Source organism: Rhodospirillales bacterium (assembly GCA_023898765.1).
GTDB lineage: Bacteria > Pseudomonadota > Alphaproteobacteria > Micavibrionales > Micavibrionaceae.
Genome location: CP060238.1, coordinates 523,892 through 537,553 on the forward strand (window position 1 = coordinate 523,892; position 13,662 = coordinate 537,553).

General features: G+C 52.6%; 13 protein-coding genes and 1 tRNA gene. 3 read left to right on the forward strand and 11 right to left on the reverse strand.

Annotation, left to right across the window (positions count from 1 at the left end):
* Position 1: 1 nt before the first annotated feature.
* The 5 genes from H6853_02620 to H6853_02640 form a co-directional block, all read right to left on the reverse strand.
* Positions 2 to 151 carry a hypothetical protein gene (locus H6853_02620; GenBank protein USO04184.1) on the reverse strand — a complete coding sequence of 50 codons (150 nt, stop codon included), beginning with the start codon at positions 149 to 151 and terminating at the stop codon, positions 2 to 4.
* A gap of 10 nt (positions 152 to 161) precedes the next feature.
* Positions 162 to 590, reverse strand: coding sequence for a hypothetical protein (locus H6853_02625; protein ID USO04185.1), 429 nt, complete (start codon positions 588 to 590; stop codon positions 162 to 164).
* A 59-nt stretch (positions 591 to 649) separates the two neighbouring features.
* Positions 650 to 3,307, reverse strand: coding sequence for a penicillin-binding protein 1A (locus H6853_02630; GenBank protein ID USO04186.1), 2,658 nt, complete (start codon positions 3,305 to 3,307; stop codon positions 650 to 652).
* 94 nt (positions 3,308 to 3,401) lie between these two features.
* A complete protein-coding gene (locus H6853_02635; GenBank protein ID USO04187.1) occupies positions 3,402 to 4,058 on the reverse strand; it encodes an HAD family hydrolase in 657 nt (218 codons plus the stop codon).
* A gap of 9 nt (positions 4,059 to 4,067) precedes the next feature.
* Entirely contained in the window at positions 4,068 to 5,102 is a 1,035-nt protein-coding gene (locus H6853_02640) for a methyltransferase (GenBank protein USO04188.1), read from the reverse strand.
* A 76-nt stretch (positions 5,103 to 5,178) separates the two neighbouring features.
* On the opposite strand from H6853_02640, the gene H6853_02645 reads away from it, so the two are divergent.
* Positions 5,179 to 6,549: an MATE family efflux transporter gene (locus H6853_02645; protein ID USO04189.1), complete on the forward strand. Its 1,371-nt coding sequence runs from the start codon at positions 5,179 to 5,181 to the stop codon at positions 6,547 to 6,549.
* A 13-nt stretch (positions 6,550 to 6,562) separates the two neighbouring features.
* Here H6853_02645 and H6853_02650 read toward each other — a convergent pair.
* The 5 genes from H6853_02650 to H6853_02670 form a co-directional block, all read right to left on the reverse strand.
* A tRNA-Gly gene (locus H6853_02650) sits at positions 6,563 to 6,636 on the reverse strand.
* A 522-nt stretch (positions 6,637 to 7,158) separates the two neighbouring features.
* Positions 7,159 to 7,974 (reverse strand): SAM-dependent chlorinase/fluorinase, encoded by an 816-nt coding sequence (locus H6853_02655; GenBank protein USO04190.1) that lies wholly within the window; start codon positions 7,972 to 7,974, stop codon positions 7,159 to 7,161.
* Positions 7,975 to 7,980: 6 nt separating this feature from the next.
* On the reverse strand, positions 7,981 to 8,790 hold the full coding sequence (locus tag H6853_02660) for a polysaccharide deacetylase family protein (GenBank protein ID USO04191.1): 810 nt from the start codon (positions 8,788 to 8,790) through the stop codon (positions 7,981 to 7,983).
* Positions 8,787 to 9,743 carry a glucokinase gene (locus H6853_02665; protein ID USO04192.1) on the reverse strand — a complete coding sequence of 319 codons (957 nt, stop codon included), beginning with the start codon at positions 9,741 to 9,743 and terminating at the stop codon, positions 8,787 to 8,789. The genes H6853_02660 and H6853_02665 overlap by 4 nt, the downstream gene beginning before the upstream one ends.
* Complete coding sequence (locus tag H6853_02670) at positions 9,743 to 10,687, reverse strand: cation diffusion facilitator family transporter (GenBank protein USO04193.1); 945 nt, start codon at positions 10,685 to 10,687, stop codon at positions 9,743 to 9,745. The genes H6853_02665 and H6853_02670 overlap by 1 nt, the downstream gene beginning before the upstream one ends.
* Before the next feature lie 160 nt (positions 10,688 to 10,847).
* On the opposite strand from H6853_02670, the gene H6853_02675 reads away from it, so the two are divergent.
* Both H6853_02675 and H6853_02680 read left to right on the forward strand, forming a co-directional pair.
* Complete coding sequence (locus H6853_02675) at positions 10,848 to 11,678, forward strand: ABC transporter permease (GenBank protein USO04194.1); 831 nt, start codon at positions 10,848 to 10,850, stop codon at positions 11,676 to 11,678.
* Complete coding sequence (locus tag H6853_02680; GenBank protein ID USO04195.1) at positions 11,675 to 12,469, forward strand: ATP-binding cassette domain-containing protein; 795 nt, start codon at positions 11,675 to 11,677, stop codon at positions 12,467 to 12,469. The genes H6853_02675 and H6853_02680 overlap by 4 nt, the downstream gene beginning before the upstream one ends.
* 45 nt (positions 12,470 to 12,514) lie before the next feature.
* On the opposite strand, the gene H6853_02685 is transcribed toward H6853_02680, so the two are convergent.
* Positions 12,515 to 13,636 (reverse strand): ATP-dependent Clp protease ATP-binding subunit, encoded by a 1,122-nt coding sequence (locus H6853_02685; GenBank protein USO04196.1) that lies wholly within the window; start codon positions 13,634 to 13,636, stop codon positions 12,515 to 12,517.
* Positions 13,637 to 13,662 lie beyond the last annotated feature (26 nt).

Genomic DNA, 13,662 nt, shown 5'->3' on the forward strand with positions numbered 1-13,662 from the left:
CCTAAAATACCGTGTAAATGAACGGAGCGATGGCGCTGCCCTGAGACAGGACGATCAGGCCGCCGAATAAAACCATGATGAAGAGAATCGGCAGGAGCCAGAATTTTTTCCGCACCTTCAGGAACATCCAGAGTTCTTTTAAAAAATCCATTTTTCTTCTCCTAGAACTGATATTTCATGGGGGCGGGTAAATCCGTCCCTTCCTTTTTGATCCAGTAGCTTTTGACCTTTTTATCGAATGTCCGGTGCATCGGATCGTAACCGACCAGTTTCATGATGATTCCTGCCGGGACAAAGCACACGGCGAACATCAGCAGCATAATCACCGGGTTCACAACATGGAATAAAAGCAGGCCCAGTTTCATCCATGCGCTGTTGGCTCCCGTCAGGAGGTCGGGCTTTATGGCGGTCACTGTCAGCAGGGCGGCGCCAATCAATAAAAAGGCGCCGGAAAAAAGACCAAGGCCAGACAGGGTGGCTTTGAGCGTCCCGATGGCCGCGAAAATACCGCCCACGGTGAACCCGAAATTCCGGTTGGACGGACCTTCGACTTTTTTGTGTTCGGTGAAGTTTTCGTGAAAATCAGCCATGTTTTTCCTCGCTTAAGACAGGAGTTTTGTAACGCAATTGTCTTCCCGGCACAACATTCTTAGTATAAGCCGCCTGTTCCGGTAAAGGCCGGGTCGTTCGTTGTCGGGCGGGCGGGTTGTTGTGCCGGCCCTCCGGTGGAAGGCGCTGTGTTGCCCCGGCTGAAGGAATTCAGAGGGTCGTTGCTGTCGTGGGTGCCGTAAGAGGGCGTGTACCCGTTATAAGGGCTGTCGTCATAGGAACGGCTGTTTTGAGGATCGTTGTTGTTTTCCTCATACGTGCCCGAATAATCGCCATAGCCGAACTGGTCATAGCCGTAAGGGTCTTCCTCATAAGGATCGTTTAGCCCGCCGCCGGAAATCACGCCCGTATCCAGAACATATTCATCCAGATTTGGCTCCGTGCCGGCGACAAAAGCTTCCCAGATCACATTTTCGTCTCCGGGCATCGCGGTCCGTCCGGTTGCGGCGTTGACGCGCACAAGTTTAATGCCGGGCGGAACGCGGAACGGAGTTGGAAGCGTGTCTTTCAATGCCTCTTCCATAAATTTTTTAAAAATCGGCGCGGCAACGGAAGACCCTGTTTCGCGTTTCCCCAAAGAAACAGGATCATCAAAGCCCGCGAAAACGCCTACCACCAGATCCGGTGAAAATCCGATGAACCAGGTATCCTTGGATTTATTGGTGGTACCTGTTTTTCCGGCCAGCGGCCGGTTAAGGTCTTTAAGGCTGCGGGCCGTACCGCGCTGAACGACGCCTTCCATGATGGAAACGACTTGATAGGCGCTGCGTTCATCGACAATCTGTTCACGTTCATCAGGAATCTGGGGAACGCTCTGACCTTCCCAGCGAATAAGGGTGCCGCAATTGGGGCAGGGACGCTGATCGTGCTTGAAGACGGTTTTGCCATGGCGGTCCTGAATCCGGTCAATAAAAGTGGGCGTAATTTTCTTGCCGCCGTTGACCAGCATGGCATAGGCGGTCGTCAGGCGCAGCAGGGTCGTTTCACCGGCGCCAAGGGCGTAAGACAGGAACGGTTTCATATCGTCGGCAATGCCAAAACGTGTGGCGATATCGATTACCTTGTCCATGCCGATGTGGTCGGCCAGCCGGACGGTCATCAGGTTCCGTGATTTTTCGATTCCGACGCGTAAAGGAGTCGGGCCGTAAAATTCACCGGAATAATTGGTGGGGCGCCAGAAATCGCCGGGGGCCTGTTCAATGACGAAAGGAGCGTCCAGAACCCGCGTGGTGGGGGTGAAGCCTTCGCTGAGCGCGGCGAGATAAACGAAGGGTTTAAAGGCGGAGCCGGGCTGCCTTTGCGCTTGCGTCGCGCGATTGAAAACGGAGCTTCCGTGCTGCCAGCCGCCATCCATTGCCAGAACGCGTCCCGTATGGGGGTCAAGTGCAATAATGGCCCCCTGGATTTTGGGGATTTGGCGCAGGACCAGTTTTCCTTCTATGTCCTCGACCATAATCACGTCCCCTGTTTTAAGAACCTGTTCGGGGGAGGTAATTTCGGGACCGAGCGCATAGCATTCCTGTAAGCATTTCCGCGCCCAGGCAAGCCCTTCCAGCATAAGGTTGCGCTTGTCTTCTCCGGCACCAAAACCGATGGCCGCTTTTTCATCATCCGTTTTCAGGACGACGCCCATTCTCCAGTTCTTGAGCATTCCGTCAGGCTTCTTGGTTTTTGCCAGTTTTGCAGTCCAGTCCTGTATGTCCTCAAAATGTTCGATCGCACCGCGCCAGCCATGGCGCTTATCGTATTCCATCAGCCCTTCCCGCAAAGCCCGCTGGGCGATGTCTTCAAAAGCCGGGTTGAGGGAGGTGCGCACGGCAAGGCCGCCTTTATACAGGCTTTCGGGACCGTATTGTTTTTCCAGCTCGCGCCGGACATCTTCGGCAAAATAGGGGGCGCTGACATGGCTGTCTTCGGCGGGTTTTCTCATTTCCAACGGTGTGGCTTTGGCCAGTTCGGCCTGTCCTTGCGTGATATGACCGTCTTCCGCCATCCGGTCCAGAATCCAGTTGCGCCGTGCCAGCGCTTCATCATGGTTGCGGATGGGGTGGTAATTGTTGGGCGCCTTCGGCAGAACGGCAAGATAGGCCGCCTCGGAAAGCGTCAGTTCGTCCAGCGGTTTATCGAAATAGGTCAGCGCGGCCGCCGCCACGCCGTAGGCCCGCTTTCCGAGAAAAATCTCGTTCAGGTAAAGTTCCAGAAGCTGGTCTTTGGACAGGGCTTTTTCCATGCGCAGGGCCAGAATGGCTTCTTTAATTTTGCGCTCATAGGACACCTCGTTGGTGAGCAGGAAGTTTTTGGCCACCTGCTGCGTAATCGTGGAGGCCCCCACCAGCCGTTTTCCGGAGCCGGAATTGCGTAAATTTGTGATAACCGCACGCACTACCGCAAATGTGTCTACCCCCTTGTGGTCGTAGAAGTTCTTATCTTCGGCAGACAGGAACGCCTGTTTGACCGTATCGGGAATGATTTCAACGGGCACAAAGATGCGTTTTTCTTTCGCATATTCCGCCAGAAGGCGACCGTCTCCGGCATAAATGCGGGTGACGATCGGCGGTTCATAATTTTTTAGCTGGCTGTAATCCGGTAAATCCTTGCTGTAATAGGAAAGGACAAAGCCAAAAAAGGCGATTCCCGCGATAAGCCCCAAAAAGCCCAGCGAAAACAGCCACAGAAATAATGTTCCGATCCAGCGCATGGAGGTCTTTATGGCAGAATTTCAGGCGGGATTAAAGACTTAAACGTGACCTTTTCAAGGCCCTGTTGCGGTTTGTGGGGGTACGGCAAGGCCGTCATGCGGCCAGTTCTTTCAAAAGCGCCACCGTATCCGGAAACGCGTAATCCACAAAATCCGGAATATGTTTAATATTGCTTCCATGATGAATGAACGCCGTCTGAAACCCCATATCCTTTGGCACGGTCAGATTGCGCAGGGAATCTTCGACCACCAGAATGTCTTCCGCGCGTTGCCCCAGTTTTTCCCGCGCCAGTTCGAAGGGGCGTGTGCTGCGCGATTTGGGTTGGAAGTCCGCATCTTCCAGTGCAAAAATAACCTCGTCCGGAAACCATTCTTTGAGCCCCAGATGCGACAGTGCGCGCTGCGCCCATCCGCGGGATGCATTGGTGACGATCGCCTGCGGAAGGTTTAATTGCTCCAGCCCTGCGCACATGTCTTCATTGCGCCCCAGAATTTTTTCGTCCATGGCGTCATGAAAAGGAAAATGATAGTCGCTATACTCAACGTTCTTGTCTTCGATAAAACAGTAGCCGCTATAGCCATGCTGCTCATAAGATTTTTCCGCCAAAACCAGCGCTTCTTCAAAAGTGAAATCATCTACCAGGGTACAGATCGTACGTGCGGCCGCCACGTTGCATGCCCGCACGAACATTTCGTCGAACCGGTAGAGCGTGTTATCCAGATCCCAGATGATGGCTTTGATATGTTTCATTTTTTTGTCTTAAACACATGCTTCAAAAATTTTAAAGCCGCTTTTTTCGGCGTGTTTTTGAACGTCTGAAAACATGTCTTCCAGACATCTCTCATACGATAAATGCGCATTGGCCACCATGAAAAGGCGTCCGCCCGCTTTCAAAGCCGTACGTGCCGTACGGATAAAAGCCTGCCCTGTATCCTGATCCGTTTTCTTCCCTGCATGAAAAGGCGGATTCATGACAATAAAATCCAGCAGTGGCAACGTTGAGACCGGCGTTGTTAAATCTTCCCATTTCGCCTCGACCGGAAAGCCTTCCAGATTTCTCTGCGCCGCCTGAACCGCCCGCGCATCCGCATCCAGCGCATAAAGCCTTCCAATGCCCGGGTTTTTAGTCAAAACCTGCCGTGCCAGATACCCGTATCCACACCCGAAATCCGCCCCGACCCCGGACAAATTATCCGGCAAATAGTCCTTGAGAATTTTCGAACCTTCATCAATGCGGTTCCAGCCAAAGAGTCCGGGTTGCGAAAAACAGGTTTCACCTTCTATGGCTATCTGTTGCAATTGCCCCTGCGCCGCCCATTTTTGTGCCGTTTCTCCTTTTTCCAAAAAGTCTTTTTGCGCCCAGACGACACGCGCCTTGTGCTTGGAGAGATACCGGACCGATGAAAAGCCCATCTCCCTGAACCATTTTTCAATCCGTCCGCCGCCCGCGTCATTGGCCGCGGCGGCCACCAAAATTCCGCTGTCGGACAATGCCAGCGCCCCCTGGCCTAAAAATGCCTGCGCTTCCTCTTTCTGCTTTGGCAGGAGGCAAAGGACAGCCGCATAGGTCCCCTGACGCTCCGGCGGGGGAAACGTTTGCGCAGCATGATACCCGGCAGCTTCCATAGCTTTGGCCGGGGCGCGCCAGAACTGGCAACAATCTATCCGGGCAAATTCCCGCAGGAAAGGGTGGGTTTCCGCCCCGAGAAACAAGGCCGTTTCCCCGGCTTCCGGAACGTCTATTTCCCCCTTCTCAAAGGGCAGAAACAGGGTGCTTTTTACAGTCTGCGTCAATTGCTCTTGAAATCCGGTCCAATAAAAGAGATAAAGCCTAAGCCCTTAACCTCCTGAAGACAATGACGATTTTTGTATGACAAATTCCGCTCCCTCCGCCGCCGGTAAAGGAGATTTAACCCAAGGGTCGATCCGTTCCCATCTGGTCCGGCTGTCCGTTCCTATGATCTGGGGCATTATGGCGCTCATCAGTTTTCAACTGGTCGACACGTTTTTTGTCGCACGGCTGGGCACGGAAAAACTCGCCGCCCTCACTTTCACTTTTCCCCTGAGCTATATCATTTTCAGCTTTATTCTGGGCTTTGGCATTTCCATGTCTTCCGTTGCCGCGCGCCTGATCGGGGAAGGAAATCCACATGCCGTCAAGCGGGTGGTGACACACGGCCTCCTGATAGGCTTTCTGGCGGGCAGCCTTTTAACTCTCCTTGGCTATCTTCACATGGAATCCATTTTTACAGCGATGGGCGCCGACGAAGACATGCTCGCAAAAATTCTTAAATATATGCGGGTCTGGTTTCTGGGACCTGTTTTTGTTGCCACGTGGATTATCGGAAACGCGGCTATCCGTGCAGGCGGAGACACAAAAACGCCCGCCCTTATCATGGGCAGCGTCGCTCTCACCAACCTCGTTCTTGACCCCATTTTGATCTTCGGCCTCTTCGGGTTCCCGAGATTGGAGCTTCAGGGCGCTGCCATCGCAACAATTTGCGGCGAAATTTTAGGCGCTTTTATTGCCTTGTATGTTTTATACGGGCGGAAAAAACTGCTCCTTTCCCCCCGTTATCCGGAACTGGAAACATTCAAAAACTCCTTCAAACGGATTATCTCTATTGCTCTTCCCGTCGGAATTACCAACACTATTTATCCCTTGGTGAATGCCTTTATTATCGGGATCTTGTCCGCCTCTGGCAGCGCGGCGGTTGCCGCTTTCGGCATTGCCAGCCGGATTGAGGCTTTTGCCTTTATCATTCTGATGGCCCTGTCTATCGGGATGGGTCCTATTATCAGCCAGAATTTCGGCGCAAAAAACTTTGCCCGCACAAAGGAAACCTTGAAGCTTGCCATCGGATTCAACGTTCTCTGGTCCGCTTGTGTCGCCGTGATTTTGGGAGTCCTCGCAAAGCCGATCGCAGGTCTTTTTTCAAGCGACCCGCACGTTATTGCCTATATGACCCTCTTTTTCTGGATCGTGCCTTTTTCCTACGCCTTCAGCAATCTGGTCAATAGCTGGTGCAGCGCGTTCAACGCTATGGGAAAACCCAGATATTCCTTCACGATGATCGTTGTAAAAATGCTGCTTTTGATGATCCCGGCTCTGTGTCTCGGTTATGACATAGGCGGCCCGCAGGGATTGTTTATCGCCATGGCTGCCGTAAACCTTCTGACGGGAACAACATTCCATTTGTGGTCACAAAAACGCCTGCAAAAAATTGAGATCGGGGACTGACACGAAAGGAGGTTGGAGCGGGTGACCGGGATCGAACCGGCATATTCAGCTTGGAAGGCTGACGTTCTACCATTGAACTACACCCGCGCAGCGGCAGACGCGTTATCCATTAACAGTGATCCGTTTCAAAATCAATATAGATTTGGCAAAGTCTATTCAATCTTTCGGCCAAAGGTCCGCAAGCCCGCACCCGTTAGCTGTTTCCGAATGCGCCCGGGGCGATAGACTCTCTCCTCAGGTGGGCGATGATGAGGCCCGTCCAAGCAATCATCCAACCTATCAAGCCAAGTTTCGGAAGAAGCAACATCTTCTCGCCCAGGTGAAGGCCAGTTATTACGATTATAAAAGGCAGGAGAGCGGCGGGCACAGTCAAAGGTCTCTGATAAACCTGAATGACGACCTATTCCACTCAATTCCTCACGACAACTTCGAATCTCTTTTCGAATCTCTTCAAGCCCAGCTCCGATTTCGTCAATTACCCTCGCAGTTACCCTCGCAATTTCTTGCTCCAACGCCTGACGCGCCAAGGACTTACCCTCATTTGTCATCGGTTTCTCCTTTCAAGCTACTCTTTCGTTATTGAAAATTATACCGGAAGAGTCAAGAAACTTACGGGTTCAGCTTTCGCCAGCTCAAGGCCATACCGCCGGCGGGAAGTCCGAAGGTTTCCGCCGCGCTGCCGCCGCGCTTGACGATTTCGGCAAAGCGCAGACGCGTGCCACCCGGCAGGTTCCAGCCCGAAGACCCCCCGGCAAAACAAAACTGGCCGTCCGCCACGCCGAAAATCCCTTCCGCCGCGCGGACAAGCTGCTGCCGGCCGCCTATTTCAAGGGTTACATCCTGTCCTTTAAATTCTTCGAGCTTTTCAGGGTTCACGGAAGTTTTGATATTGCCGTACCCGTCCGTGTAGCAAACAACGTCTTTGGGATAATCGGGAACCGCCATACGGATATCTGCGCCCAGTTCGCTCTTATTGCCCTTGGCGATTTTACCGAAAGCTGGCGGGAAAATATCGCGGGAGCGAAACTGCGACCCTTCTTTTGCGCAGTTAATCTCGCGCATTTCCTCTGCGCCCTCTTTTAAAAAAGACAGGGAATAGCCGCTGTTCACCGCGACAATTTCCACGCCATTATATAATTTCACATAGGCCAGCCCTTCGCCGGCATTTTTGACGCGCGGGGCCAGATTGTCCTTGCGCGGGGCGGTATTCACATAGAATTTATGCCGTCCGCCCAGCCTCGAATTCATCGCCGTCTGGGCCAGCGCAAAGCCCGTTGCTACCGTATCGAATGCCGGGACGGAATAATCCTTTATCGTAAAGTCCAGACCGTCCAGTTCATAAAAGAGCTTCTGCGTCACTTCCGCAAAAGCCAGATCGTGCAAGGCCCCGTAATCCGCAATAATAGAAACCAGAATACCAGACATGTTTATTTAATTTGAACCTCCGGAAATTTCCAAAAACTGAATTCCTTTTTCCAGCATATGATCGACCAGGCCGATCGTAACATCAACGATTTCCGCCTGATCGTGCGCCAAAACAATATTGACACTGTTTTCCTTGTTCAGCCAGCGGTCCAGATCGATTTTCTGTTTCAAGTCATCCGGCGATTTATAGCGCCACTTGCCCAGATGCCGCTGCGTGACCATCCAGTCGCAGGTGGAAAAGGTAAAAAGGCAGTCCCGCGCCTCTTGAATTTCAGGGTTATTGTACCAGCTATGGGTGACGCCTGAAAAAGGCACCGTGTATCCGGCTTCTTTTAAATATTTCTGAATGTGCCTTTTTTTGGCTTCAAATTCCGAGTTCGGGCGCTGCATGCTAATCACATTCAGCCCTTCGGTCAGGCAGGTTTTGACGTCCTTCAAATCGTTTCCCTGAAATCCGTCATAATCGACAATCCAGCCGCCGCAGCCCCGGTCCATATGCGGAAAACGGAAGTACCGTTGTGCAGGACGTTTTTCATACGCAAGATCATAAGCCCGGTCGATGAGCGCTTCCGTTTTTTCGATTTCGTCAATCATCTCTTCCGTTGACAAATCGGACGCCCGCCGATGTGAAAAGGCATGATTGGCCAAATGAAAGCCGCCCTGGATAATCCGTACCGCCATCACCAGATTTTGCTCCAGAAACTCGCCGCGGCAAAAAAACAGCGCCGGAACCTTTTTCTGCTTCAAAAAACAGACCAGATCATCCGTTCGCGTAGAAGGGGAATCGTCAATGGTAAGATAGGCTTTAGAAGTCATGCTTGAGAAAATCTGTTCAGCCCGACAAGGGGCATATTTTGTTCGAGACAATAAAAAACGGGAACGGACGCCTGCGTTTTTTTCACAACCATAACTGTATCAGCGATCAGGAAATCTTCAAAGGCCCCCCTGTTAAATAAATCATGCGCCATGAGGTTATCAATCACGCCGCCAGTAAGGTACAGTCCGCCATAAACGAAAGAAACCCCGAGCAAAATCTGGGCATGAAGTCCCAGAAATTCGCAAAACACCCTGACGGACTGCCGTGCCGCCTCGTTCGGTTTTTGAAGCAGGAGAGAAAAAGCCGCATCCTCCAGACCGGCAACGGAAAGGCCGCTAAAAGCCTCGTAAATCCAGCGCAGACCGCGTGCGGATACAACATCCTCCATTGCCAGATCGCGGTCTTGCGGGTGGGTTTTCAGGATATAATCCCGCACCTGTCTTTGATCGTCCGTCTGAACATTCAAGGGTACAAAACCGCCGAAACTTTTCCGCACGGTCTGGGTGTCGTTTAAATAAAAGCTGTGCCCGGCCCCTGTGCCCACACTGAGAAGGCAAAGATCACGATTGGGCGGCGAGCCTTCTCCCTGCCGGAGGATTTCGGTCTGGCCGGGCGCAAGGCATGAAAGGCCGTAACAGGCCGCCTCCAGATCATTCAGAAAAGACAGGTCTTGCAGGCCCAAATGAGAGGCCAGCCCTTCCGGATCTATGTCCAGAGGCGCTTTCGTCCTGTCCCGCCGATACCGGATTTTGCCGTTTTCCAGCCAGGACGTGCCGGCAATCGCCATGGAAGACAGGGGGGGCATGGCTTCTTCCGTCATGTAATGCTGTACTGCTGCCTTCAGATCCGGGAAATTATCCAGCCTGTATTTTTTGATGTTTTGCGGCCCTTCGGCTCCTCTCAGTGCAAAACGGATATGCGTCCCGCCAATATCGGCCAGAAGAACGGGCATCAATGATGCACTCCCTTTACATTATGGCGGCTTTCCTTGTGTGGAATACCGTAAGGGTCCATGTGGATCATAATTTCGGCGTGAGGATAATCCGCCATAATATCACGCTCCAGTGCCAAAGCCACGGCATGTGCCTCTTTCAGGGTAAATTCCGGATCGATCTCGATATCCATGCTCAGATACAGCACCATCCCGGAGCGGCGGGTGCGCAGGTCATGGAGTCCCAGCACATCGTCGTGTCTTTTGGCAATTTCCCTGATCCGTTCCCGCACGGCGTCCGGCAATTCTTTGTCCATCAGCATATCCGTCGCGCTTTTCCCGATTTTAAAAGACGCTGCCCCGAAAGAGCCTGCTACAAGGAGCGCCGTTACCGGATCGATCCAGGAAGCCCAGCCCTGATAATCCGCAAAAAGCGCCAGCATGACACTGCTATTGAGAAAAATATCGGTTCTGTAATGCGCGTGGTCCGCTTCTATCGCCAAAGAAGGCGCTTTTTTAAGACAAAATTTCTGAACGCCTACCAAAATCAGGGTCAGAAGAATCGCCGCCGCCGAAACACCGATCCCGATCATATGGTGCTCTAACACCCGCGGTTCAAAAAAACGGTTGAGGGATTCAAAAGCCAGAAAACACCCTCCGCCCGCCAGAAAAGCGGACTGGAACAACGCCGCCAGGGCTTCGGCCTTTCCGTGACCGTGCCGATGGTCCTTATCCGCCGGCTTCAGGGACAGCCGGATTGCAAGGAGCATCGCCAGAGAAACGCCGCCATCCATGAAAGAATCCATCAAAGTGGCCAAAACAGACGCCGAGCCTGACTGCCAGTAAGCATATGCCTTGATCGTAATGAGGACCAGAACGGTTCCAAGTGCCCAAAAGGACGCCAGCAGAGCATAACCGGGCTGAACGGCTTGTCCGGGGGCCAGAAAATGAGAATGGGAATGCATGGATGGCATCCTACTCCAATTCCTGATCTTTTTTAACCCGTTATAGATAAATCTTGAAAAGCTTACACACAGCTAAAAACGGGGAGTTCTTCTCATTGGGGCTTTTCAGAGAAGAAAAAACACGGTAGACATTTTCTTTTAAAAATGAAATCAGGCGCTTATGACTTCCGAAACAACGCTAAAAGGCCTCGAAAAAACCAAAACCGTTGTCAATTACCTTCTCGACATCTGTGAAGCCGTGGGCGGGAGCATCCTGTCTTTTTTGCAAAGTGTGGGAATGTTATCCATTTTCATTGGAAAATCCCTCTCCCACTGCGTTGCGCCGCCGTGGTATCCAAGGCTGATCGGGCGGCAACTCATTGATATCGGTTATTATTCCCTGCCTGTTGTCGGCATGACGACCTTGTTCACCGGGATGGTGCTGGCCCTGCAAAGCTATACCGGATTTACACGTTTTAACGCCGAAGGGGCCGTGGCGGGTGTCGTGGTTTTATCCGTCACCCGCGAACTGGCCCCTGTTCTGGCCGGTTTGATGGTCGCCGGACGGGTTGGTGCGGCCATCGCCGCCGAAATAGGCACCATGCGCGTGACAGAACAAATTGACGCGCTCCGGACGCTTTCCGTCAACCCGTTTAAATATCTGATCGCCCCGCGCGTCATCGCAGGAACTCTGATGCTGCCGCTTCTGGTTCTGGTCGGGGACATCATCGGTGTGTTCGGCGGCTATATCGTCAGTATTTATAATCTGGGCTTTTCACCGGGAAATTACCTGACCCAGACATGGGATATTCTGGAACGCATTGATGTGGTTTCCGGCCTCTGGAAAGCCGGCGTGTTCGGCCTGATCGTGTCCTTAATGGGCTGTTATCACGGATTCAGCTCCGGGCGCGGCGCACAAGGGGTCGGCAATGCCACAACGCATGCGGTTGTCTCCGCCTCCATCCTTATCTTGATTGTGAACTATATTATGACACAGGTGTTTTTCTCATGAAGCCCGCCCCTGCAGGAGTAACTCCCAAAATCCAGTTGGGACACGTCAAAAAATCCTTTGGAACCAAAGAGGTTTTACGCGGCGTGGATCTGGCGGTGGAGCCGGAAAAATCTCTGGTCATTATCGGCGGCTCCGGCTCGGGGAAATCCGTTATGCTCAAATGTATTCTGGGCCTCCTGTCCCCGGATGAAGGCTCTATCCTTATTGACGGCCGGGAGACGATTGGCTCAAAAGCCAGGGATCGCAACAAAATGATGCGTAAATTCGGTATGCTGTTTCAGGGCGGGGCGCTGTTCGATTCTCTAAAGGTCTGGGAAAATGTCGCTTTTGGCCTGATACAGGTGCAGAAAATGAACCGCCGGGACGCCCATGAGATTGCCATTCAGAAATTGCGGCAAGTGGGCCTTGCCCCGGAATCGGGCGATTTGTATCCGGCGGAGCTTTCCGGCGGCATGCAAAAACGCGTCGGGCTGGCCCGCGCTATCGCCACTGCGCCGGAGGTTATTTTCTTCGATGAGCCGACCACCGGACTCGACCCCATCATGGCGGACGTCATTAACAACCTCATTGTCGAAAATGTGAAGGAACTCGGCGCGACCGCCCTGTCCATCACGCACGACATGGCTTCGGCCCGGAAAATCGCCGATCATGTTGCCATGATTTTTGACGGTAGAATTGTCTGGCACGGCCCCGTCGGGGATCTGGACCATTCCGGCAACCCTTATGTGGAACAATTTATTCATGGCCGCGCAGAAGGGCCTATCACCAAAAATTCAAGCCTGGCCGCCTGATTTCAAATTTAAAGCAATAAATGGACTGACGCTTTCAGGAGCAAATTATCTGGGCGGCGGCTTTTCTTTTTTCTCGGCGTCGTCTTTCAGGATAGAACTGCCGGGGCCGTGGAAACCGGATTCTTTTTTCTCTTCCGCCGCTTCCTCTTCCGCTTTCTGTTCGCCTTCTTCGCGGCGTTTCTTGTTTCCTTCCACATCCTGAAAGTCTTTGGCGCCGATAGTAACTTTCGCGCTTTTGGTCGGATCGAAAACCATGCCTCTTGAAATCGTTGCGTTTTCGGACAGCGCGCCGGGGTGCAGCCCCGTTTCCTTGGCAACCATCATGTGAATGGCATCCATCGAAAGGGTACGGTCTTCGCCCCGGAACATATTTTGCCAGCCGCAGGCCGCGTCCATTGTAATGATGGATTTATCCGGCTGGGTTCGTTTCCGCATATGTTCTTCGGTCATTTTGACGACTTCTTCGAGACATTCATCCGGAATTTTAAGCTGGTGGTGTCGCTCATAGCTTGGGCGCACACCTTTGAGAATCTGGAGCGTTTCCTCCGCATTCGGCATTCTCAGATGTACTTTTTGGAACCGCCTGTCCAGCGCCATATCCACCTGAACATAAAGACGGTATTCCTCGGATGTCGTGGCGCCCAGAATGTGCAAATCCCCCACGGTCATGTAGGGTTTCATCACCTCCGACAAGCCGGCGTAGGCGGAGCCGGTTACCGTGGGCATGATGGTGTGAATTTCGTCAATAAACATGATATAGCGCGGATATTCGGGGTGGTGGTAGCGCTCTGCCAGACCCTTGCAAATGGGAATAAAGCGCGCCTGGAATTCTCCGGGGTTGGAGGTTCCGGCGGCCATGGCCGGCATGTCGAGTTCTATCACTTGCGCGTTTTTAAGGTATTCGGGTACGCGCTCAGCAACGATAGCCTGTGCAAGCCCCGCGACCAGTGCCGTCTTACCAACCCCTGCGGGGGCGAGCATACAGGCGTTTTTCCGGTTCCGCTGCAGCAGGATGAGCATGACATTGTCGATCTCCTCATCCCGCCCGACGATCCGGTCGAACCGGCCTTCCGCAGCAAGTTTTGTGTAATTCCGGCAGTAGCGGTGGAGAAGCTCGTCCAGCTCGTCCTGCGGCACAATAAAATTATATGATTTCTTCTTGCTCATTCCTTACATTGTACCGAAATTGGTTA

Excerpts from the sequence above, each read along its gene's own strand:
- H6853_02620 (USO04184.1), bottom strand. The coding sequence starts at position 151 with ATGGATTTTTTAAAAGAACTCTGGATGTTCCTGAAGGTGCGGAAAAAA.
- H6853_02625 (USO04185.1), bottom strand. The coding sequence starts at position 590 with ATGGCTGATTTTCACGAAAACTTCACCGAACACAAAAAAGTCGAAGGT.
- H6853_02630 (USO04186.1), bottom strand. The coding sequence starts at position 3,307 with ATGCGCTGGATCGGAACATTATTTCTGTGGCTGTTTTCGCTGGGCTTT.
- H6853_02635 (USO04187.1), bottom strand. The coding sequence starts at position 4,058 with ATGAAACATATCAAAGCCATCATCTGGGATCTGGATAACACGCTCTAC.
- H6853_02645 (USO04189.1), top strand. The coding sequence starts at position 5,179 with ATGACAAATTCCGCTCCCTCCGCCGCCGGTAAAGGAGATTTAACCCAA.
- H6853_02655 (USO04190.1), bottom strand. The coding sequence starts at position 7,974 with ATGTCTGGTATTCTGGTTTCTATTATTGCGGATTACGGGGCCTTGCAC.
- H6853_02660 (USO04191.1), bottom strand. The coding sequence starts at position 8,790 with ATGACTTCTAAAGCCTATCTTACCATTGACGATTCCCCTTCTACGCGA.
- H6853_02665 (USO04192.1), bottom strand. The coding sequence starts at position 9,743 with ATGCCCGTTCTTCTGGCCGATATTGGCGGGACGCATATCCGTTTTGCA.
- H6853_02670 (USO04193.1), bottom strand. The coding sequence starts at position 10,687 with ATGCATTCCCATTCTCATTTTCTGGCCCCCGGACAAGCCGTTCAGCCC.
- H6853_02675 (USO04194.1), top strand. The coding sequence starts at position 10,848 with ATGACTTCCGAAACAACGCTAAAAGGCCTCGAAAAAACCAAAACCGTT.
- H6853_02680 (USO04195.1), top strand. The coding sequence starts at position 11,675 with ATGAAGCCCGCCCCTGCAGGAGTAACTCCCAAAATCCAGTTGGGACAC.
- H6853_02685 (USO04196.1), bottom strand. The coding sequence starts at position 13,636 with ATGAGCAAGAAGAAATCATATAATTTTATTGTGCCGCAGGACGAGCTG.